The organism is Rhodococcus sp. AD45-ID (assembly GCF_003023755.1).
In the GTDB taxonomy this organism is placed as follows: Bacteria; Actinomycetota; Actinomycetes; order Mycobacteriales; family Mycobacteriaceae; genus Rhodococcus_F; species Rhodococcus_F globerula.
In genome coordinates this window covers 1274702-1294752 of sequence record NZ_PYHL01000002.1, presented here as the reverse complement: position 1 = coordinate 1294752, position 20051 = coordinate 1274702, and the positions used below count along the sequence as shown (strand labels likewise).

Genomic DNA, 20051 nt, shown 5'->3' with positions numbered 1-20051 from the left:
GAAACGCAGAACCCCGCTCGATGGCGGGGTTCTGTGTGAAATACGTGATGGGAGGCGATCAGGCGAACTTGATCTCCAGGCCGATGCCGACGATCGAAATGACCCAGATCAGAGCGGTGAAAACAGTCAATCTGTCGAGGTTCTTCTCGACCACTGTCGATCCGGACAGGCTGGACTGGACACCGCCGCCGAACAGGCTCGACAGCCCGCCGCCCTTGGCCCGATGCAGCAGCACCAGCAGAATCAAGAGCAAGCTGGTGATGACCAGCAGGATATCCAAGAACAGTTCCATGTCTGTCTACGGCCACCAATCCAATAGGGACAACTACAACCGATAACACCATACAGGCGATCACAGCTAACCCGACCACATACCCGTGCGACAGGTTGTCTCGTTCGGTGGTACCGATCACAACGCCGAGTTTCCGGCCCGCTAGTTTCGAAGTGACGCGACGTTACCTTCGGAAGGCTTGTTCTGATGCACACCGACACCACTGGTCCCACAACACACGAGAGCACTCCGCGTCTCGCTTCCGTCCACAACTTCCGAGATGTCGCCGGAAACGGATACTCGACATCAAGCGGGACCACCATGCGGCGCGGTGTCTTCTACCGTGCCAACGTCCTCATCCCCACCGGGGCGGATCTGGCTGTTGTCGAATCGTTGGGCCTGACCGCCGTCTACGACGTTCGCTCCGAGGCCGAGGCTTCGGAAACCCCGGACACCATTCTCTCGGCAGCCAAGTACACACACATCCCGATCCTTCCGGGAACAATTCAGAACTCGGCTCTGGCAATCCGCACCGTCGACTCTGCGCAGGATTTCATGCGCGAACTCAATCGCAGTTTTGTGACCGACGACGCGACCCGCGCCGGGTTCTCCCAATTGCTTACCGCGCTCGCGACAACACCGGGACCCCAGTTGTTCCATTGCACCGCCGGAAAGGATCGCACGGGTTGGGCAGCAGCGTTGCTGCAGACTCTCGCAGGGGTTCCGCAGGAGACCATCGTCGACGATTATCTGCTCACCAACACCTACTCCGCGGCTTACGTCGACGCGGCTGCCGAGCGTATTGCTCAAACGGCTGCGATCGGTCGGGCCGACGTGGTTCGTGTCATGTTGACCGTCGAGGAGAGTTACCTCGGTGCAGCCTTCGAGCAGGTGGGCGCCAGCTACTCGTCAATTGAGAACTATCTGCACGACGGACTCGGCCTCACCGCCGACACCATCGACGCACTCGGCTCAAAACTGGTTGCCTGAGAATGCAAAAACAGTGGGCGCGTAACCATTTCGGTTACGCGCCCACTGTTCTTTTCAGATCACATGCTAGCTAGGCAGTGGCCCGCCCGCTGCAATCGCAGACAACGTGGCAAACTCGTCCGCCTTGAGTGACGCGCCGCCGACAAGAGCGCCGTCGACGTCGGCCTGGCCGACGATCTCTCCGACATTCTTGGAGCTGACGCTGCCGCCGTACAGGACTCGTACGCCTGCAGCCACGTCAGCGTCGGCGAGTTCGGCGACCGTGCCGCGAACCGCTGCGCACACTTCCTGAGCGTCCTCAGCAGAAGCGACTCGACCGGTGCCGATTGCCCAGACAGGCTCGTACGCGATGACGATCTTGGAGATCTCCTCCGCGCTCAAGCCGGCCAGAGAACCCTTGAGCTGCTCCACGTTGTAGGCGACGTGGTTGCCCGCTTCGCGAATCTCGAGGCCCTCACCGATGCACACAATCGGTGTGAGGTCGTTCTTCAAGGCAGCCTTGGTCTTGGCGAGGACAAGCTCGTTGGTCTCACCGTGCAGGGTGCGACGCTCCGAGTGTCCGACCACGACGTAGGTGCATCCGAGCTTGGCCAGCATGGAGCCGCTGATCTCGCCGGTGAATGCACCGCTGTCCTGAGCGGAGACGTCCTGCGCGCCGTACGTGAGCAGGAGCTTGTCGCCCTCGATCAGCGTCTGGACGCTACGGATGTCGGTGAACGGCGGGATAACCGTGACGTCCACTTTGTCGAAGTACTTCGCAGGCAAGGAGAACGCGATCTTCTGCACCAGGGCGATAGCCTCGAGGTGGTTCAGATTCATCTTCCAGTTGCCGGCGATCAACGGCTTACGTGCCATGTCGGATCAGCCTTCCAGTACTGCGATGCCGGGAAGCTCTTTACCCTCGAGGTATTCGAGGGAAGCGCCGCCGCCGGTGGAAATGTGCGAGAAGCCTTCGTCCGGGATTCCGAGCTGGCGGACAGCCGCAGCAGAGTCGCCGCCGCCGACGACGCTGAACGCGCCCTTGGCGGTTGCTTCGACGATTGCCTCCGCAACACCGCGGGTGCCGGCTTCGAACTTCGGGAACTCGAACACGCCCATCGGGCCGTTCCAGAACACCGTCTTGGCTCCGGTCAGGATCGCGGCAAAGCGCTTGACCGACTCCGGTCCGATGTCCAGACCCATCCAGCCGTCGGGAATCTTGTCGAACGGAACGATCTTCGACTCGGCATCAGCCGAGAAGGAGTCCGCGACAACAACATCCTGAGGGATGTGGATGACGTCCGCGTACCGGTCGAGGAGGCTCTTGCAGGTCTCGATCATGGACTCTTCGCAGAGCGAATTGCCAACGGACACACCCTGAGCCGCGAGGAACGTGTAGAACATTCCGCCGCCGATCACCAGTGTGTCGACCTTGGGTGCCAGTGCCTCGATGACGGCCAGCTTGTCCGAGACCTTGGAGCCACCGAGCACCACTGCGTACGGACGCGCCGCGTCCTGCGTGAGCTTGGCGAGCACCTCGACCTCGGCGCCGACGAGGTAACCCGCGTAGTGCGGGAGCAGCTTCGCGACGTCGAAGACCGACGCCTGCTTGCGGTGAACAACACCGAATCCGTCGGAGACGAATGCGCCGTCATCACCGACCAGCTCGACGAGAGCCTTGGCGAGCTTGACCCGCTCGGCTTCGTCATTGCTGGTCTCGCGAGGGTCGAAACGGATGTTCTCGAGCATCAGGACGTCACCGTCGGTGAGTCCTTCGGAACGAGCCAGCGCGTCCTGTCCCACGACGTCACCGGCGAGTTGCACGTTGCGACCGAGGATTTCGGCCAACTTCGCGGCAACCGGTGCGAGGGAGAACTTGGGATCGGGCTGACCGTCGGGGCGCCCGAGGTGCGCGGTCACGATGACCTTCGCTCCACCCTCGGCAAGTGCCCGCAAGGTGGGAGCGGACGCGACGATGCGGCCCGGGTCCGTGATTTCTCCGCCATCCAACGGGACGTTGAGGTCGGAACGCACCAGTACGGTGCGCCCCTCGACCCCAGCGTCCAGCAGATCCTTCAGCGTCTGAACTGCCACTGTTATCGAAACTCCGCTCAGAGTGACTTGGCGACGAGGCCGATGAGGTCGGCGAGGCGGTTGGAGTAGCCCCACTCGTTGTCGTACCAGGAAACGATCTTGACCTGGTCGTCGATGACCTTCGTCAGACCCGAGTCGAAGATCGACGAGTGCGGGTCGGTGACGATGTCCGACGAGACGATCGGTGCGTCGGTGTACTTGAGGATGCCCTTGAGGGGGCCCTCGGCTGCAGCCTTCATCGCGGCGTTGATCTCGTCAGCGGTAGCCGACTTCTTCAGGTTCGCGGTGAGGTCGGTGACCGAACCCGTGGGGATCGGCACGCGCAGTGCGTAACCGTCGAGCTTGCCGAGCAGCTGCGGGAGAACCAGGCCGATTGCCTTGGCAGCGCCCGTGCCGGTCGGAACGATGTTGAGAGCGGCTGCGCGGGCGCGACGGAGGTCGCTGTGCGGCGCATCCTGAAGGTTCTGATCCTGCGTGTACGCGTGGATCGTGGTCATCAGACCCTTGACGATGCCGAACTCGTCATCGAGGACCTTGGCGATGGGGCCGAGGCAGTTGGTGGTGCACGAGGCGTTGGAGATGATGTTCTGGCTGCCGTCGTACTTGTCGTCGTTGACGCCCATGACGATGGTGATGTCTTCACCCTTGGCCGGAGCCGAGATGATGACCTTCTTCGCGCCGGCTTCGAGGTGTCCCTTGGCCTTTGCTGCGTCGGTGAAGATGCCGGTGGACTCGACGACGACGTCGACGCCCAGCTCGCCCCAGGGAAGCTCGTTCAACGGGCCGCGGTGTGCGAGGGCCTTGATGCGCTGATCGCCGACGACGATCGTGTCGTCACCGTCGAGCGACACGTCGTACGGCAAGCGGCCGAGGATGGAGTCGTACTTCAGCAGGTGAGCGAGCGTCGCGTTGTCAGTCAGGTCGTTGACTGCCACGATCTCGATATCGGTGGTTCCGAGCGCCTTCTGCGCATCCACCGCCCTGAAGAAGTTACGTCCGATACGGCCGAAACCGTTTACGCCAACCCGGACAGTCACAATTCGCTCCTTTGACCATGATTCTGGTGTGCAACTTGACCCACGCAGTTCCGAATCCGTGTGTGCACGACGCGGACGTGGGGTTCATCGGTCGATGTGACCCTTACCCTAATGTGCTTGGCTCCAGAGTGCGCAGCCCACCCTGAAGACCCCGCCGGCGAGGGACCATCATCCCTCTTCGAGTAGCTCCGAGTTGACTGCGGATTCAGTGTCCGGAATGCCGGTTTCCTTCGCCTTGCGATCGGCCATCGACAGCAGACGCCGGATACGCCCCGCGACAGCGTCCTTCGTCATCGGCGGGTCAGCGAGCTGTCCCAACTCCTCGAGCGACGCCTGGCGGTGTTCGACGCGCAGGGCACCTGCGGCAGCCAAATGATCCGGAACATCCTCACCGAGGATTTCCAGGGCCCGCTCGACGCGCGCGGCGGCCGCCACCGCAGCCCGAGCCGAGCGTCGCAGATTGGCGTCGTCGAAGTTCGCGAGCCGGTTGGCCGTTGCCCGCACTTCGCGGCGCATCCGACGCTCTTCCCAGACGAGCCGAGTGTCCTGAGCGCCCATCCGGGTCAGAAGGTCACCGATCGCCTCACCGTCGCGGATCACGACGCGATCCGTGCCACGCACTTCGCGGGCCTTCGCCGAGATCCCGAGACGACGAGCAGCACCGACCAGCGCGAGTGCCGCTTCGGGCCCGGGGCAGCTCACTTCGAGCGCCGAGGACCGGCCTGGTTCGGTCAGGGAACCGTGCGCGAGAAAAGCTCCGCGCCAAGCTGCTTCGGCGTCACCGACGCTTCCGCCGACAACCTGAGCCGGCAGGCCGCGGACCGGCCGGCCACGTAGATCGAGAAGCCCGGTCTGGCGTGCGAGGGCTTCGCCTTCCTTGGCAACGCGCACGATGTAGCGGGCTGATTTTCGCAGCCCACCCGCGCTCAACACGTGAACGTCGGCGCTGTAGGTGAAGAGATCGAAGATCTCGCGGCGTAGCCGACGCGCGGTGGATCCCAGATCCACCTCGGCCTCGACGACAACCCGGCCACCGACGATGTGGAGTCCGCCGGCAAATCGGAGCAGTGCGGAGACCTCAGCCTTTCGGCAGCTGACCTGAGTCACCACTAACCGGCTCAGTTCGTCCTTGACCTCCGCTGTCATTGCCACGAAGTGTTCTCCCTCTGTTCTGCTGTTGAATGATCGGTGCCGGCCCCATTGGCCGGTTCGAGAGTGCCTGTCCGCCCGGTCAGTTGGGCGAGGGCCTCGGCGAGTTTCACCGGATCGTGGATATGCGCCGAACCCGCCGCGGTATCGGCGACGTCCGCATATCGGACTTCGGCGTGAAACTGTTGCGCTGCCCGCGCCAGATGTTCACGTTCCCGTCCCGGCGGAACCGACGCAGAATCGACGACGACGTAGTCAACCCGGAAATCGGGCACATGCTGGGAGAGTACGTGCAGGTGACGCTCTGCCGAGAATCCGGCCGTCTCCCCAGGTTCCGGAGCAAGATTGAGAACGAGCACCTTTCGGGCTTCGGTGGACGAGAGAGCCTCGACCAATTCCGGGACGAGCACGTGTGGGATGACACTGGAAAACCACGAGCCAGGTCCGAGCACCACGAGGTCAGCTCGTCCGATGGCAGCCACCGCGTCGGGACTCGCGGGCGGATTTGCCGGCAACAGACGCACGCGCCGCACCTTTCCCGGCGTGGTCGCCACTGCAACCTGACCGCGGATACACCGGCTGACGCGAGGGTCTTCTTCCAAACCCTGAACGTCGGCTTCGATGTCGAGCGCGATCGGCGACATGGGCAGCACCCGCCCGCGCACCCGCAACAGTCGCGCCATCTCGTCGAGCGCCTGAACCGGGTCGCCGAGCACCTCGGTGAGGCCGGCCAGAATCAGGTTGCCCACCGAATGCCCGGCCAACGCGCCGACACCACCGAAACGGTGCTGGATGGTGCGCGTCCAGTCCCTGACATCGGGTTCGTCGGCAGCCAACGCCGCCAGCGCCATCCGAAGGTCACCAGGCGGGATCACACCGAGTTCGGCGCGCAAGCGACCGGACGAGCCGCCGTCGTCTGCGACAGTGACCACGGCAGTCACGTCGAAGGTGAGTCGGCGAACAGCTTGCAGCGTCGCAAACAGTCCGTGACCACCACCGAGAGCGACGACCGCGGGCCCCCGAAGATCCTGCCCCGTCGAACCGCTCATTCGCGGCCCAGATCTCGGTGCACGATGCTGACCGCGATGTCGGCCTCACTGCCCAACTTGCGTGCAAGAGCCTCGGACATGGCCACACTTCGATGTTTCCCACCGGTGCAACCCACAGCAATTGTCATGTAGCGCTTTCCTTCTCGACGATATCCGGCGATCGTCAGGTCGAGCAGATGCAGATAGGTGTCGAGGTAGTCTTCGGCGCCGTCCTGAGACAGGACGTAATCGCGAACGCCGGCCTCCTGGCCGGTGTGATCGCGGAGTTCGGGAATCCAATGCGGATTGGGCAGGAAACGCACGTCGCACACGAGATCCGCGTCGATGGGCAAACCGTATTTGAACCCGAACGACTGCACGGTGACCTTCATGGTTCGGTTCGCCTCGACCCCGAAAGCCGTTTCGATCTTCTGCCGCAATTGATGTGCCTTGAGCGCAGACGTGTCGATCACCAAGTCGGCGGCAGCCTTGACCACGGCCAACTGCCGACGCTCCGCAGCGATACCTTCTGCGAGTGTGCCGTCGACGCCCTCGTTCTGCAGCGGGTGGCTACGGCGAACCTGCTCGAACCGCCTGATCAGAACGTCGTCGGACGCCTCCAGATAGAGGACACGCGTGTGAATCGGCGCGGCCTCCAATTCCGTGAGGACCGAGCCGAGATCGCCGGTGAACAGTCGAGACCGCACGTCGATCACCACGGCAAGTCGGTCAACCGGTGGATCAGACGTCAGGCTCAATCCGACCATTCGCGAGATCAATTCGGGCGGTAGGTTGTCCGCTACATACCAGCCGAGGTCTTCGAGGACCTTGGCTGCAGTACTGAGTCCGGCGCCGGACAATCCCGTGACCAAGAGAAAGTCCATGGTTCGGCTGTCGTTTGCGCTGTCTGTGGTCACTCGGCACTCTGCCCCGTCGTCGATATGGATGGTTCGCTCGACACGGAGTCCGGTACCTGCCGAACCAGCTGATCCGACATTTCGAACTCCACGTCCTGTTTATCATCCCCTACCCCGCCCGGCAGCGCTTCCGCTCGGTTGACGGTCTGCGCAGGTTCGCCGCCCAAAGCGTCGAGAACGGCCCGCGCCGTAGCGGCACCGATGCCGGGGACCTCCATGATTTCCTCGACGGTCGCGGTCTTGAGATTTGCCACGGAACCAAAATGGGACACGAGCGCGGTTCGCCGGGTCTCCCCCAGTCCCTTGACCGAATCGAGCACCGACGCCGTCATGCGCCGCGAGCGCTTGCTGCGGTGGAACGTGATGGCAAAGCGGTGCGCTTCGTCGCGGATTCGTTGCAGCAAGTACAGCGATTCACTGGTCCGAGGCAGGATCACCGGATCTTCCTCGTTGGGCACCCACACTTCTTCGAGTCGTTTCGCGAGTCCGACGACGGCTACGTCGGTGACGCCGAGCTCGTCGAGCACGGCGGCGGCGGCATTGACCTGCGGCGCACCACCGTCAACCACAAACAGATTGGGCGGATAGGCAAAGCGTCGTGGCCGACCGGTCTGAGGATCGATCGCCGCTTCCGGTGCCAGGTCGCCGCCGTCCGCGTCCATACCTGCGGCCGAATTGGCCAGGATTCCGAGGTCACGGTTGTGTCGGAGGAACCGTCGACGCGTGATCTCGGCGATGCTCGCGACGTCGTCCGAGTGCCCGTCGCCTGCGGCTTCCTTGATCGCGTAATGGCGGTAATCGGATTTGCGGGGCAAGCCGTCCTCGAACACGACGAGCGAGGCAACGACGTCGGTGCCCTGAACGTGACTGATGTCGACACACTCGATTCGCAGCGGCGCCGAGTCCAGATCGAGGGCTTCCTGGATACCTTGAAGCGCGGCCGATCGTGACGTGAAATCTCCCGCTCGCTTGAGTTTGTGTTGCGCCAGAGCTTCTTTCGCGTTGCGCTGCACGGTTTCGGCGAGATCCTTCTTGTCGCCGCGCTGCGGAACTCGCAGCTGAACCTGAGAACCGCGAAGGGTGCTGAGCCACACCTGGATCTCGGCGGCGTTGGGAGGGAGTACCGGAACCAGCACCTCGCGAGGAACGGCGCTCGAACCCGATTCCGGGTCGCTCCCCGGTTCGAGGGATGCCTGCTCGCCGTAGAACTGGGTCAGGAACTGCTCGACCAGAATCGGGAGGTCGGAGTCTGCGTCGAGAGCTGCCCAGTCGATGGCGTCACCGGCCTTCTCCACTACCCAGCCGCGTTGACCCCGCACCCGACCGCCGCGCACGTGGAATACCTGGACCGCGGCCTCGAGGTCATCGGTCGCAAACGCGACGAGGTCGGCATCGGTGCCGTCGCCGAGCACTACGGCTTGTTTTTCGAGCGCCTTGCGGAGGGCTCCGATATCGTCGCGTAGTCGCGCCGCAGTCTCGAAATCGAGGTCATCGGACGCCTGCTGCATTTTCTTCTCGAGGTCACGCACCAACTTGTCTGTCCGCCCGGCGAGGAAGTCGCAGAAGTCCTCGACGATCTGCCGGTGTTCCTCGGGGCTGACACGGCCCACACACGGCGCAGAGCACTTGTCGATGTACCCGAGCAGACACGGTCTGCCGATCTGGTTGTGGCGCTTGAACACTCCGGCGGAACACGTGCGGGCCGGGAACACCCGAAGTAATAGGTCGAGTGTTTCTCGGATGGCCCACGCGTGCGAGTACGGACCGAAGTACCTGACACCCTTGCGCCGTGGACCGCGGTAGACGAACAGCCGCGGAAACTCTTCGTTCAGCGTGACCGCAAGAACGGGATACGTCTTGTCGTCGCGATAGCGAACATTGAACCGCGGATCGAACTCCTTGATCCAGTTGTATTCGAGTTGTAGCGCTTCGACTTCGGTGCTGACGACCGTCCACTCGACGCTGCCGGCCGTGGTCACCATCTGCCTGGTGCGGGGATGAAGCGTCGTGACGTCCGCGAAGTACGAGTTCAGACGCGAACGAAGGCTCTTGGCCTTGCCGACGTAGATGACCCGACCATGCGGATCACGAAATTTGTAGACGCCAGGCGCCACCGGGATTGTTCCGGTGGCGGGGCGATAAGTCGAAGGATCCGGCACAGTTCCACGTTAGTCGTCGCCACCGACCGATTCGGAAACACGCAGGTGGTGTCCGACGAATCGGCCTGGCGAACGTCAGTTGCTTTCGTGTGCTGCCGGGGCGTAGCGGTCAGCGATTTCGCGCAGCTTCACGACGGCGTCCACCGCGTATTCGCGGTCGTTGGACTGGATCGCCATAACCGGCATGTACTCGTCGTCCGGCAGTTCGATCCTGGCCCACGCGGCACCGTCAGGGAACGACAGGCCTTCGAACAGATCCCACTCGACGATCTTCTCGCCGAGAATGTTGCGAACCGCGATACCCCGTTGACCCGCTCGCACCCGAGGGCGGGTGAGCAGCAGAACACCACCGGCGAGAACACAGCCGATCGTGGCCATCGCAAGCTGATCGGCCGCGCGGAAGTACACGCCGGTCGATCCGCTTCGCAGCGAGACTGCCAGAGTGACGTGGACGATGACCAGGAGAGCCGCAACCCCGATCGCGTATCGCGTCGACTTGCGCGGTTTCGCGATCAGTTCCCAGTTGTCGTCAGGTGTGCTCATCGAAACGAATCCTCAGTCCATGGCTGTCGTAGGTGGCGCAAGGTGACCGCCGTATCCAATGCTGCGGCACAGGCCTGCGCACCCTTGTCCTCGACACTACCGGGCAAACCGGAACGATCCAGGGCCTGCTGTTCGGTATCGGTGGTCAGGACGCCGTTGCCGACCGGTGTGCTCTCGTCGAGCGAGACCCGCGTCAGACCAGCTGTCACCGCGTCACAGACGTACTCGAAATGCGGTGTACCACCGCGAATGACCACACCGAGCGCAACAACGGCATCGTGCGTCCTGGCCAACGCCTGTGCAACGACGGGCAGTTCGATGGCGCCGGCGACGCGGATCAACGTCACATCTTTGATCTGCGCCTCTGCGGCCACCCGCTGAGCACCCGCGATCAGCGCTTCGGAAATTGTCGCGTGCCACTGCCCCGCAACGATCGCCAGTTTCAAGTCCTTCGCTTCGGCGATAGCCAGCTGGGGCTGTCCCTCACCGCTCATACCGCACCGTCCTGCTTGACGGCTTCCTGAGCGGCTTCGTACTCGTCGAGTCCGATCAAATCGTGGCCCATCCGGTCGCGCTTGGTGCGCAGGTACGTGAGGTTCTCGGCGTTGGCACGCAGCGGCATCGGAACCCGGTCGGTTATCTGCAGTCCGTAACCGTCCAGGCCGACACGCTTGGCCGGGTTGTTGGTCAGCAGACGCATCGACGAGATGCCCAGATCTACGAGGATCTGCGCGCCGATGCCGTAGTCACGGGCGTCAGCGGGGAGCCCGAGTTCGAGATTGGCGTCGACCGTGTCTGAGCCGGCGTCCTGCAACTGGTACGCCTGCAGCTTGTGCATAAGGCCGATTCCGCGACCCTCGTGTCCGCGCATATACAGAACGACGCCGCGGCCTTCCTGAGCCACCATGTCCAGCGCGGCATCGAGCTGCGGACCACAATCGCAGCGCAGTGAGCCGAACACGTCACCGGTCAGGCACTCGGAGTGCACGCGCACGAGAACATCGCTGCCGTCACCGTCGGGGCCGGCGATGTCGCCGCGCACCAGCGCAACGTGTTCGACCTCGTCGTAGATGCTGGTGTAGCCGACTGCGGTGAACTCACCGTGACGCGTCGGGATACGGGCTTCGGCAATGCGGACGACGTGCTTTTCATGCTTACGACGCCACGCGATGAGATCGGCAATCGAGATCAACGCCAGGTTGTGCTCGTCGGCGAACACGCGCAGCTCGTCCGTCTGAGCCATTGCGCCTTCGTCCTTCTGACTGACGATTTCGCAGATGACACCGGCGGGACGAAGATCAGCCATGCGAGCCAAATCGACTGCGGCTTCGGTATGTCCGGGACGACGGAGAACTCCGCCTTCCTTCGCGCGCAGCGGTACTACGTGGCCGGGACGGGTGAAATCGTTGGCACCGGAGTTGGGATCAGCCAACAGGCGCATGGTCGCAGCGCGATCCGACGCCGAGATACCGGTGCCGATTCCCTCACGGGCGTCGACGGTCACCGTGTATGCAGTGCCGTGCTTGTCCTGATTGGTCGCATACATCGGGGGCAGGCCCAGACGGTCGCAGTCGTTTCCGTCGAGCGGAACACAGAGATAACCGGACGTGTACCGAACCATGAACGCCACCAGTTCAGGAGTGGCTTTCTCTGCGGCGAAGATCAGGTCGCCCTCGTTCTCACGATCCTCGTCGTCCACAACGACAACAGCTTTACCTGCAGCGATATCTGCTACTGCGCGCTCGATACTGTCGAACCTGGTCACGTGCTCGCACTCCAAAGTCTTGACTACTAGTCATCATCGAAAACAACGAGTACATCCGATGTGGATGCACCGACAACCCTACTGGCCAAGCCTACTGACCAACCCTGTTACCAACCCTACGACCGTCCGTCAAGACCCGATCGAGGCGGTCCTACCTACCGGCCGCGTGCAACCGTTCGACGTATTTCGCGATCACGTCGACCTCGAGATTGACCGGTGTGCCGATCGTCGCGGTTCCGAGTGTCGTCAACTCCAACGTCGTCGGGATCAGCGAGATCTCGAAGTACTCGAACCCACGCTCACCACCGAGCGCAGACACCGTCAGGGACACACCGTCGACGGTGATCGACCCCTTTTCCACGACGTACCGCGAGATGGACTCGGGCAGCGAAATTCGCACGATCTCCCAGTTCTCGGACGGCGAACGCGAAATGACGTGACCGGTACCGTCGACGTGGCCCTGCACGAGATGTCCGCCGAGACGGCTGTTGAGTGCTGCTGCGCGCTCGAGATTGACGCGGCTGCCGACTGCCAGGCTCGCGAGGCTCGAACGGTTCAGCGTCTCCTGCATGACGTCTGCAGTGAAGGAACCGTCGTCGAGTACGTCGACAACCGTGAGGCAGACGCCGTTCACCGCGATCGAATCGCCGTGACCGGCGTCGGAGGTGACCAACGGTCCGCGCACCGTGAAGCGTGCGGCGTCGACCAGTTCTTCCTTGGCGACAACTTCGCCGAGTTCTTCAACAATTCCAGTGAACACGCTTGCCTACTCCTCGTTCCCCGGAGCGGAATTCTCCGGAACCAGACTCAACAAAATATCGGGGCCGATCGTTACCGCGGACTCCAAGTGGAACCGGCGGGCGTCGGCGATGGTGTGTACTCCCGCGTCGACCAGCGCCGACGCTCCCCCGCCGAGCAGGATCGGAGCGATGTACGCCTCGATGACGTCGACATACCCTGCGGCCAGGAATGCGCCCGCCAGGCGTGGTCCGCCTTCGAGCAGCACGTCCGTGTATTCGGTGAGCGCCTCGACAACCTCGTCGATACTCTCCGTATTCAAGATCAGCGTCGGAGCCGCGTCGTCGAGAATCCTTGCAGTCGAGGGTATTTCACGCTTCCCGACTACCACGCGCACCGGCTGATGGGCCGCGAGGTCCCCCGTCGGCTGACGCGCGGTCAACCAGGGATCGTCCGCAAAGACCGTGCCGGTACCCACCACGATTGCGTCGACCTGCGCCCGCTGGGCATGTACGCGTGCTCGAGCAGCCGGACCCGTGATCCATTGACTCGTGCCGTCTTCGGCAGCGCTGCGGCCGTCGAGGCTCGCCGCGTACTTCCACGTGATGTGCGGACGGCCGGTGCGCTGTTTGTGCAGCCAGGCGCGCAGCGGACCCGCTTCGACCTCAGCCGCTCGTAGTCCGGACGTGACCGAGATTCCGGCGCGCATCAGCGTCGCCGCACCGCCGGACGCTTCAGGATTGGGGTCGCCGACGGCATAAACCACGGCCGCCACACCGGCGTCGATCAATGCCTGTGAACACGGCCCGGTCCGCCCCTGATGGTTGCAAGGTTCGAGCGTGACCACCGCCGTGCCGCCGCGCGCTGCCCGGCCGGCTTCGGTAAGAGCCACGATCTCCGCATGCGGACCACCTGGGGGCTGAGTCATGCCCACGCCCGCAATGGTTCCGTCGGCGCCCAGAATGACGGCACCCACGGGCGGGTTGGGGCTGGTGAACCCGCGTGCGGAATCAGCAGCAGTCAACGCGATCTGCATTGCGGCGTCGAGATCAGAACTCGACACCGGAACAGCCTTTGCCATGTCGGTGTTCTCAGACCGACAGCGTCAGGTGCGGCGACGCGGATGCGGCCTGCGCACGAAGCTTGCGCACAGCTTCTCCGGGGTCACTCGCGCCGTACACGGCGCTACCGGCGACAAAGCAATCGATGCCCGCTTCTGCGGCCTGTTCGATAGTGTCCGCGTTGATGCCGCCGTCGATCTCGACAAGCAGTTTCAGCTCGCCCGAGTCGACGAGCTTACGAATCGTGCGGGCCTTCTCGAGGACCTGCGGCATGAAGGACTGCCCACCGAAGCCTGGCTCGACGCTCATGATCAGCAACGTGTCGAAATCTTTGAGGATTTCGAGGTAAGGCTCGATGTCGGTTCCTGGCTTGATGCTCAGACCTGCTTTGGAACCGGCAGCGCGAATGTCGCGGGCAACCGAACGCGGATCATCGGTGGCTTCGGCATGGAACGTGACGTTGTATGCACCGGCCTCGGCATACGGCGGCGCCCAGCGCTCGGGGTTGTCGATCATCAGATGGCAGTCGAGCGGAATATCCGTTGCCTTGAGCAGGCTTTCGACCACCGGAAGACCCAGTGTCAGATTCGGAACGAAATGCGCGTCCATCACGTCGACGTGAAGCCAATCAGAACCGGCAACGGCGGCCGCTTCGTCGGCGAGGCGTGCAAAATCGGCGGACAGAATGGACGGTGCAATCATCGGGGAAGCCACGTGCCCGAGTTTAGCCGTGGCGTCTGCGCCCCTGTGCACGCCCGTCGGTGCGGTCGAAAATCTGTCAGTGCTTGACTGCGGCGCGAAGCTTGCGCACCTTCGACGGAGCCTTGATCCGCCATGCGTCCTCGAGCATTTCCGCCAACTGATCCTCATCGATCAGTTCGAGGTGCACCAGGATCGAACCGTGCCCGTGGTAGTGATCCGTCGTGAAGAACGGCGCTTCCCCACTGGCGAGCAGCGCCTCTTTCTCGTCCAGACCACACATCACGACCAATGCGCCCTCGGCTTCGGTTCGCAAGCGCGCAAATGTCTTGCCTGCCACCTTGAGTGCCGGGGTGTTGTACGACGTCGATTCCTCCACTGACGGAAGCGCCGAAGCGAGTACGACAACCTGTTCCCACGTAACCATGGAGGGAACCATACGACTCCGGGGGCCGGAAGTCACCTCCCCACCCCTGTGCGCCGTTTTGGTAGGTCCCGCTACCAAAACGGCGCACAGCTACCTACGCCAGTGGTTTACGCAATGCCGCCATGAACATTGCATCCGTGCCATGGCGGTGCGGCCACAATTGAACCGAATTGCCGTCGCCGACGTCCGGCACACCTGGCACCAGCTCCTTGGTGTCGAGTTCGACGACGCCATGACGGCGGACCGCATCGGCAACAACGGCCAGCGTTTCCGACAAGTGCGGCGAGCACGTGGAGTACAGCACCACACCACCGGGACGCACCAATTCGATTGCCGCGGCGAGCAATTCACGCTGCAACTTCACCAGCGGGGCGACATCCGACGGTTGGCGACGCCACCGCGCTTCCGGACGCCGACGCAACGCGCCCAGTCCGGTGCACGGCGCGTCGACGAGGATGCGGTCGTAGCCGGGTTCGAGGCCAGACTCGCGGCCGTCCGCCACGTGTACGTCGACGGGTAGCTCACGGGTGGTCTTGCGGATCAGTTCCGCGCGGTGGGCGACGGGTTCGACGGCGTCGAGGCGCCCACCGTCGATTCCTGCCAGCGCTCCGAGAAGCGCTGCTTTGCCGCCTGGACCAGCGCAGAGATCGAGCCAGCGGCCACCGTCGTCACCGTCGAGCGGTGCGAGAGTCAGGGCGCGAGCAACCAGCTGGCTGCCTTCGTCCTGCACACCGGCCAAGCCCTGACGCACCGCATCGAGCTGGCCAGGATCGCCGCCGTCCAGATGCACGGCGTACGGCGAGTACGGGCCGATCTCGCCGCCGGTGACCAGCGCCAGCTCTTCGGCCGAGATTTCGCCGGGCCGCGCAACGAGGTGCACGGCGGGACGGGCGTCGTCGGCAATCAGGACGTCTTCGAGTTCACCGGCCGCAGCGCCGAGCGAATCGGCGAAGACCTGTGCGATCCACACCGGGTGCGCGTGCTCGAACGCGAGGTGCCCGATCGGGTCCTTCGGCGCCAGCAGTTCCACCCACTCGTCCTGAGTGCGTTCGGACACCCGGCGCAGTACCGCGTTGACGAATCCTGCTCGCCCCTGGCCGGATTCAGCGCGTGCGAGGTCGACGGACGTCGCGACGGCAGCGTGCGGCGCGACGCGCGTGCGCAGCAGTTGGTAAGAACCCAACCGCAGCACGTCGAGAAGGTTGCCGTCGATTTCCTCGATCGGACGACCCGACGCGTGCACGATCACAGCATCGAGCAACCCCTGCGCGCGGGCAGCGCCGTACGCCAGTTCTGTTGCCAAGGCAGCATCGCGGGAGTCGAGTTTGCGATCGCGGAGCAATCCGGGCAGAACCAAGTTTGCGTAAGCGTCGCGCTCACGGACCGCGCGCAGCACGTCGAGGGCTGCGAGACGCGGCTGATCGAGTCCAGCCGTCGGATCGGGCCGTTCTGCCTGCTTCGGCTTGTTGTTTCGCGACCCGTTCCGCTTGTCGCCGGGGCCTTGGGCCTGGCGGGCTGGTCGTCGTGATTCGGTCATGCTGCTCGTACCTCCGCGTCGAGTCGGGCACCGCGTGCCCAGTCCCCTGCCGACATCAATTTCTTGCCCGGGGGCTGTATCTGCCCGAGTCGCACCGCCGTCGTAGCGGTACCGATGTAAAGACCGTCCTTGCGTACTGCGATCTCGCCGACTGCCAGCACGTCGTCAGTCAAGGTGACCGGTCCGAGCTTGACCCGCAGGTCACCGATCATCGTCCACGCGCCCGGCGCAGGCGTGACCGCCCGAATGTGGCGGTCAACGGCCGCAGCGGGACGATCCCAGCGCACCCGGGCCGCGTCGACGGTCACCTTCGGCGCGTACGAGACGCCGTCGTCGGATTGAGGAACCGCCGTGATTGCACCGGCTTCGATTCCGTCGAGCACTGATTCGAGCAGGCCGGCGCCACCTTCGGCCAGTCGCCCTAGGAGATCGCCGGCAGTGTCAGTATCGCGGATGCGTTCGGTCATCACGCCGTACACCGGTCCGGTGTCCATGCCCGCTTCGAGGCGGAAGGCGCTGGCACCGGTGACCTCGTCACCGGCGCTGATCGCTGCCTGTACCGGCGCAGCACCACGCCACGCGGGAAGCAGCGAGAAGTGCAGATTCACCCAACCGAACTTCGGGATGTCGAGTACGTTCTGCGGCAACAGATTTCCGTAAGCGACAACGGGCGCACAGTCCGGCTCGTAGCTTTTCAGCTCGGCCGCGAATTCGGGATCTGACGCCTTGGCGGGAGTCAACACCGGAATGCCGTGTTCGTCCGCGAGCATGCCGATGGGTGACCGGGTGACTTTCCGTCCGCGACCGGCGACGGCGTCAGGACGCGTCACCACGGCAACGACCTCGTGATTGGCCGACTCGATGAGTCGACGCAAGGACGGGACGGCAGGTTCCGGCGTTCCGGCGAATACAACGCGCATGTCAGCCCTCCCTATTCTCAGGGCTGCAGAGACTGTGATCAGCTCGCTGGCCGCTCGAACGTGGTGGACTGCAAGTCACGAAAGCGCTCCCGGATTTTGTACGAATGGAACCCTCAGTCTAGGGAGTGCTGAGCCCAGCTTGTACCGCGCGGCATATCGGTCGTGACTGTCGGCAACTTCTGGGGTCGTAATCGATTGCAGAAGTCAGGAATTTGCGTCGATCACCACTTGCGGAATATCGGTGCCGAGCGGGACGGCCGTACACGGTGCGTGCCGCTCGGCATCGGGATCGAGGGAGGTGCGGATGATGTCGATCACGTAAGGGTCGTACGGCATCCGGAAGTGCCCGGTCAGGTTCTGCGGGCACAGGTCCTGCAGGACGATGTTCTCGGCGCCTGAGTCCCGCAACGCGATGTTGCCTGACGGTTGGATCACTTCGTCGACCTGCGAGCCGATGGTGGTGAACTGCACCCCTGGCACGGTGTCGCCGCCGTTGTTGAGACTGCGCAGCAGATCCGATCCCTCCATCTGCTCACGCACGGCAACCGAGAAAGTGTCCTCGACAAATTCTTCGCCGCCGGGTATCGCCCGTACGAGCGGCACGAGCCCGAACATCACACCGCCGTACGTCGGCGAGGCCAGCCCGATCCAGTGGTCGACAAACTGCGAACCACCAAGTTTGTTGGTGTAGTACCGAGTTACCGTGGCGCCCTGCGAGTACCCGATGACATCGACGCGATCAGCGCCCGTCCTCGATCTCACCTGATCGACAAAGGCACTGAATTCGCTTGCACTCGAGACGATGTCGCCGACGCCGAAGGTATCTTCCTCAGGATCCCCGCCGTAGTTGAGTACAAAAACGCAATAGCCGTCGGCAACGAGGGCCGGCGCCACAGCCGCCCAGTCGGTGTACGCCTGAGTGTCCGTTCCATGTGCAAGCAACACCGGACGTGGATGCTCGGCCGTGGGCCTGCAGTCGAAATTATTGGACCCGGCCGGCGCCGAATCGGGGTGAGTCTCTGCATATGCGGTTGCCGCGTGACGGCTTATCTGTGCCGGTCCGACGTGTGTGGGAACGCTCGCCCCGGACTGCGCGCCGGCAACACTTGGTAGCGCCACCAGACAGGCGCTAGCCAACAACAATCCTGCAATTCTTGTTCTACCCGACATAGTTCAGCACTCCCGCCCCGATCCCGATCCACACCAAGGCCAATCATAAGTGCAGACGAACACGCATCCCTAGCTGGTCACTGCCGGCTTCCGGATGAAGAACGAGCCTGCCACCGCGATCAGGGATATGACGCCACCCCACATGAATGCTGTGTGGATACCCGATTGCTGCGCAGCGACATCGGTCGCACCATCGGCGAGTTGTGAGGCGGCTGTGTTCGACATAATTGTGACGAACAACGCGGTTCCCGCCGCACCGGCCAACTGCTGACCGGTATTGAAAATTGCACTGCCGTGGGAATACAACTCCGACGGGACCGATCCGAGCGACGACGTCATCAGCGGAGTCATCACCAATGCCAGACCCACCATCAGCATCGAATGGATGCCGACAACCATCGGCAAGCCGGTCTCCGTGTCGAGGAGCGTCATCAGCCACAACGCGGCGCTGACCACGACAACACCGGGGATGACCAGCGGGCGCGGACCGACGCGGTCGAAGACCCGACCGACGAACGGTGCCAGGATGCCCATGAGCAAACCACCGGGGAGAAGCAACAAACCGGTCTTCAACGTGTCGAGGCCGAGCACATTCTGCAGGTACAACGGCAGCAGAATCAGCGCACCGAACAGGGCCATCATGCTGATCGCCAACATGGCCAATCCGATGCTGAACGTCGGCGTGAGGAATGGCCGCATGTCCAGGAGGGCACGCCCGTCCTCCTGCCGCGACAACTGACGCAGAACAAACACGACCAGCGCCACGACACCGACAACCAGCGGTACCCACACCGGCACGCCGGATCCCTCAGCGGAATGTCCGAGACTACCGAGTCCGTAGACGATGCCACCGAATGCCAACGCGGACAATACAACCGACAACCCGTCGAACGGTGCTGCGCCGGTAGTGGTGAGGTTCTTGACCAACGCGGAGCCGATGGCAAACGCAACCAGGGCGATCGGCAACACAAGCCAGAACATCCAGCGCCAGTCCAGCGATCGCAGGATCACACCGGAGAGTGTCGGACCGATCGCCGGAGCGACGGCGATCACGATGGAGATGACGCCCATCATGGCGCCGCGCTTATGAGCGGGAACAACACGCAGGACCGTGGTCATGAGGAGTGGAAGCATGATGGCGGTACCACCGGCTTGGATCACTCGACCCGCCAGAAGAAGTTCGAATCCGGGTGCGGACGCCGCGAGGAGCGTGCCGACGCTGAAGAGCGTCATCGCTGCTGCGAATACTTGCCGGAGAGTGAATCGCTGGAACAGGTAGCCCGTCGTCGGAATCACGACGGCCATGGTCAGCATGAATCCAGTGGTCAGCCACTGTGCTGTGCTGGCGGTGATATCCAGGTCCACCATCAAACGTGGCAGTGCCACGCTCATGATCGTCTCGTTGAGGATCATCACGAATGCTGCGACGACCAGCACGGTGATCAACAATTTGCTACCGCGGTCGAGGTCAACCGATTCCGGTTGGGCTTCCGTCTCTTGAATATGCATGCGCTACTGAGAACTCTCTGGTCTTAGAAGACAAATCAACTTATTTAACTGACAATAT

20 protein-coding genes are annotated in these 20051 nt (G+C 63.1%); 1 reads left to right on the top strand and 19 read right to left on the bottom strand.

The genetic code is table 11. The annotated features are described in order from the left end of the window. Positions 1-58: 58 nt before the first annotated feature. Positions 59-292, bottom strand: coding sequence for a preprotein translocase subunit SecG (gene secG, locus C7T36_RS22310; RefSeq protein WP_033232127.1), 234 nt, complete (start codon positions 290-292; stop codon positions 59-61). Between the two features lie 186 nt (positions 293-478). Here secG and C7T36_RS22305 point away from each other — a divergent pair, with 186 nt between their 5' ends. Next, on the top strand, positions 479-1261 hold the full coding sequence (locus tag C7T36_RS22305; protein WP_033232128.1) for a tyrosine-protein phosphatase: 783 nt from the start codon (positions 479-481) through the stop codon (positions 1259-1261). 66 nt (positions 1262-1327) lie between these two features. On the opposite strand, the gene tpiA is transcribed toward C7T36_RS22305, so the two are convergent. The 18 genes from tpiA to C7T36_RS22215 all read right to left on the bottom strand — a co-directional run bounded on the left by tpiA (position 1328) and on the right by C7T36_RS22215 (position 19993). Further along, positions 1328-2116 (bottom strand): triose-phosphate isomerase, encoded by a 789-nt coding sequence (gene tpiA, locus C7T36_RS22300; RefSeq protein ID WP_033232129.1) that lies wholly within the window; start codon positions 2114-2116, stop codon positions 1328-1330. Positions 2117-2122: 6 nt separating this feature from the next. Further along, positions 2123-3334, bottom strand: a complete 1212-nt coding sequence (locus C7T36_RS22295) for a phosphoglycerate kinase (protein ID WP_045067686.1) — start codon at positions 3332-3334, stop codon at positions 2123-2125. Between the two features lie 17 nt (positions 3335-3351). Beyond that, positions 3352-4371 carry a type I glyceraldehyde-3-phosphate dehydrogenase gene (gene gap / locus C7T36_RS22290; protein ID WP_033232131.1) on the bottom strand — a complete coding sequence of 340 codons (1020 nt, stop codon included), beginning with the start codon at positions 4369-4371 and terminating at the stop codon, positions 3352-3354. Between the two features lie 168 nt (positions 4372-4539). Further along, the gene (gene whiA / locus C7T36_RS22285; RefSeq protein ID WP_172935629.1) at positions 4540-5517 is read right to left on the bottom strand and encodes a DNA-binding protein WhiA; all 978 of its coding nucleotides are present in this window, start codon (positions 5515-5517) and stop codon (positions 4540-4542) included. Continuing rightward, on the bottom strand, positions 5514-6569 hold the full coding sequence (yvcK, locus tag C7T36_RS22280; RefSeq protein WP_033232133.1) for a uridine diphosphate-N-acetylglucosamine-binding protein YvcK: 1056 nt from the start codon (positions 6567-6569) through the stop codon (positions 5514-5516). The genes whiA and yvcK overlap by 4 nt, the downstream gene beginning before the upstream one ends. Continuing rightward, positions 6566-7465 (bottom strand): RNase adapter RapZ, encoded by a 900-nt coding sequence (gene rapZ, locus C7T36_RS22275; protein WP_033232134.1) that lies wholly within the window; start codon positions 7463-7465, stop codon positions 6566-6568. Before rapZ ends, yvcK begins: the two co-directional genes overlap by 4 nt. Further along, positions 7462-9624, bottom strand: a complete 2163-nt coding sequence (gene uvrC / locus C7T36_RS22270) for an excinuclease ABC subunit UvrC (RefSeq protein ID WP_072782526.1) — start codon at positions 9622-9624, stop codon at positions 7462-7464. Before uvrC ends, rapZ begins: the two co-directional genes overlap by 4 nt. 75 nt (positions 9625-9699) lie before the next feature. Next, positions 9700-10167, bottom strand: a complete 468-nt coding sequence (locus C7T36_RS22265; RefSeq protein WP_033232135.1) for a PH domain-containing protein — start codon at positions 10165-10167, stop codon at positions 9700-9702. Beyond that, on the bottom strand, positions 10164-10661 hold the full coding sequence (ribH, locus tag C7T36_RS22260) for a 6,7-dimethyl-8-ribityllumazine synthase (RefSeq protein ID WP_045067685.1): 498 nt from the start codon (positions 10659-10661) through the stop codon (positions 10164-10166). Before ribH ends, C7T36_RS22265 begins: the two co-directional genes overlap by 4 nt. Beyond that, positions 10658-11932, bottom strand: a complete 1275-nt coding sequence (locus tag C7T36_RS22255; protein ID WP_033232137.1) for a bifunctional 3,4-dihydroxy-2-butanone-4-phosphate synthase/GTP cyclohydrolase II — start codon at positions 11930-11932, stop codon at positions 10658-10660. The genes ribH and C7T36_RS22255 overlap by 4 nt, the downstream gene beginning before the upstream one ends. A gap of 151 nt (positions 11933-12083) precedes the next feature. Beyond that, positions 12084-12692, bottom strand: coding sequence for a riboflavin synthase (locus tag C7T36_RS22250; protein ID WP_033232138.1), 609 nt, complete (start codon positions 12690-12692; stop codon positions 12084-12086). 6 nt (positions 12693-12698) lie between these two features. Beyond that, positions 12699-13751, bottom strand: a complete 1053-nt coding sequence (ribD, locus tag C7T36_RS22245; RefSeq protein ID WP_033232139.1) for a bifunctional diaminohydroxyphosphoribosylaminopyrimidine deaminase/5-amino-6-(5-phosphoribosylamino)uracil reductase RibD — start codon at positions 13749-13751, stop codon at positions 12699-12701. A gap of 10 nt (positions 13752-13761) precedes the next feature. Next, positions 13762-14445: a ribulose-phosphate 3-epimerase gene (gene rpe / locus C7T36_RS22240; protein WP_033232252.1), complete on the bottom strand. Its 684-nt coding sequence runs from the start codon at positions 14443-14445 to the stop codon at positions 13762-13764. Positions 14446-14509: 64 nt separating this feature from the next. Next, the gene (locus C7T36_RS22235) at positions 14510-14857 is read right to left on the bottom strand and encodes an MmcQ/YjbR family DNA-binding protein (RefSeq protein WP_045068047.1); all 348 of its coding nucleotides are present in this window, start codon (positions 14855-14857) and stop codon (positions 14510-14512) included. A 94-nt stretch (positions 14858-14951) separates the two neighbouring features. Next, a complete protein-coding gene (locus C7T36_RS22230; protein WP_045067684.1) occupies positions 14952-16394 on the bottom strand; it encodes an RsmB/NOP family class I SAM-dependent RNA methyltransferase in 1443 nt (480 codons plus the stop codon). After that, positions 16391-17314: a methionyl-tRNA formyltransferase gene (fmt, locus tag C7T36_RS22225; protein ID WP_045067683.1), complete on the bottom strand. Its 924-nt coding sequence runs from the start codon at positions 17312-17314 to the stop codon at positions 16391-16393. The genes C7T36_RS22230 and fmt overlap by 4 nt, the downstream gene beginning before the upstream one ends. Positions 17315-17518: 204 nt before the next feature. Beyond that, the gene (locus C7T36_RS22220) at positions 17519-18484 is read right to left on the bottom strand and encodes a triacylglycerol lipase (RefSeq protein WP_045067682.1); all 966 of its coding nucleotides are present in this window, start codon (positions 18482-18484) and stop codon (positions 17519-17521) included. Positions 18485-18553: 69 nt separating this feature from the next. After that, entirely contained in the window at positions 18554-19993 is a 1440-nt protein-coding gene (locus C7T36_RS22215; protein WP_045067681.1) for an MDR family MFS transporter, read from the bottom strand. Positions 19994-20051 lie beyond the last annotated feature (58 nt).

Excerpts from the sequence above, each read along its gene's own strand:
- tpiA (WP_033232129.1), bottom strand. The coding sequence starts at position 2,116 with ATGGCACGTAAGCCGTTGATCGCCGGCAACTGGAAGATGAATCTGAAC.
- C7T36_RS22265 (WP_033232135.1), bottom strand. The coding sequence starts at position 10,167 with ATGAGCACACCTGACGACAACTGGGAACTGATCGCGAAACCGCGCAAG.
- C7T36_RS22220 (WP_045067682.1), bottom strand. The coding sequence starts at position 18,484 with ATGTCGGGTAGAACAAGAATTGCAGGATTGTTGTTGGCTAGCGCCTGT.
- ribH (WP_045067685.1), bottom strand. The coding sequence starts at position 10,661 with ATGAGCGGTGAGGGACAGCCCCAGCTGGCTATCGCCGAAGCGAAGGAC.
- C7T36_RS22235 (WP_045068047.1), bottom strand. The coding sequence starts at position 14,857 with ATGGTTACGTGGGAACAGGTTGTCGTACTCGCTTCGGCGCTTCCGTCA.
- C7T36_RS22230 (WP_045067684.1), bottom strand. The coding sequence starts at position 16,394 with ATGACCGAATCACGACGACCAGCCCGCCAGGCCCAAGGCCCCGGCGAC.
- C7T36_RS22215 (WP_045067681.1), bottom strand. The coding sequence starts at position 19,993 with ATGCATATTCAAGAGACGGAAGCCCAACCGGAATCGGTTGACCTCGAC.
- C7T36_RS22305 (WP_033232128.1), top strand. The coding sequence starts at position 479 with ATGCACACCGACACCACTGGTCCCACAACACACGAGAGCACTCCGCGT.
- secG (WP_033232127.1), bottom strand. The coding sequence starts at position 292 with ATGGAACTGTTCTTGGATATCCTGCTGGTCATCACCAGCTTGCTCTTG.
- fmt (WP_045067683.1), bottom strand. The coding sequence starts at position 17,314 with ATGCGCGTTGTATTCGCCGGAACGCCGGAACCTGCCGTCCCGTCCTTG.
- yvcK (WP_033232133.1), bottom strand. The coding sequence starts at position 6,569 with ATGAGCGGTTCGACGGGGCAGGATCTTCGGGGGCCCGCGGTCGTCGCT.
- whiA (WP_172935629.1), bottom strand. The coding sequence starts at position 5,517 with ATGACAGCGGAGGTCAAGGACGAACTGAGCCGGTTAGTGGTGACTCAG.
- ribD (WP_033232139.1), bottom strand. The coding sequence starts at position 13,751 with ATGGCAAAGGCTGTTCCGGTGTCGAGTTCTGATCTCGACGCCGCAATG.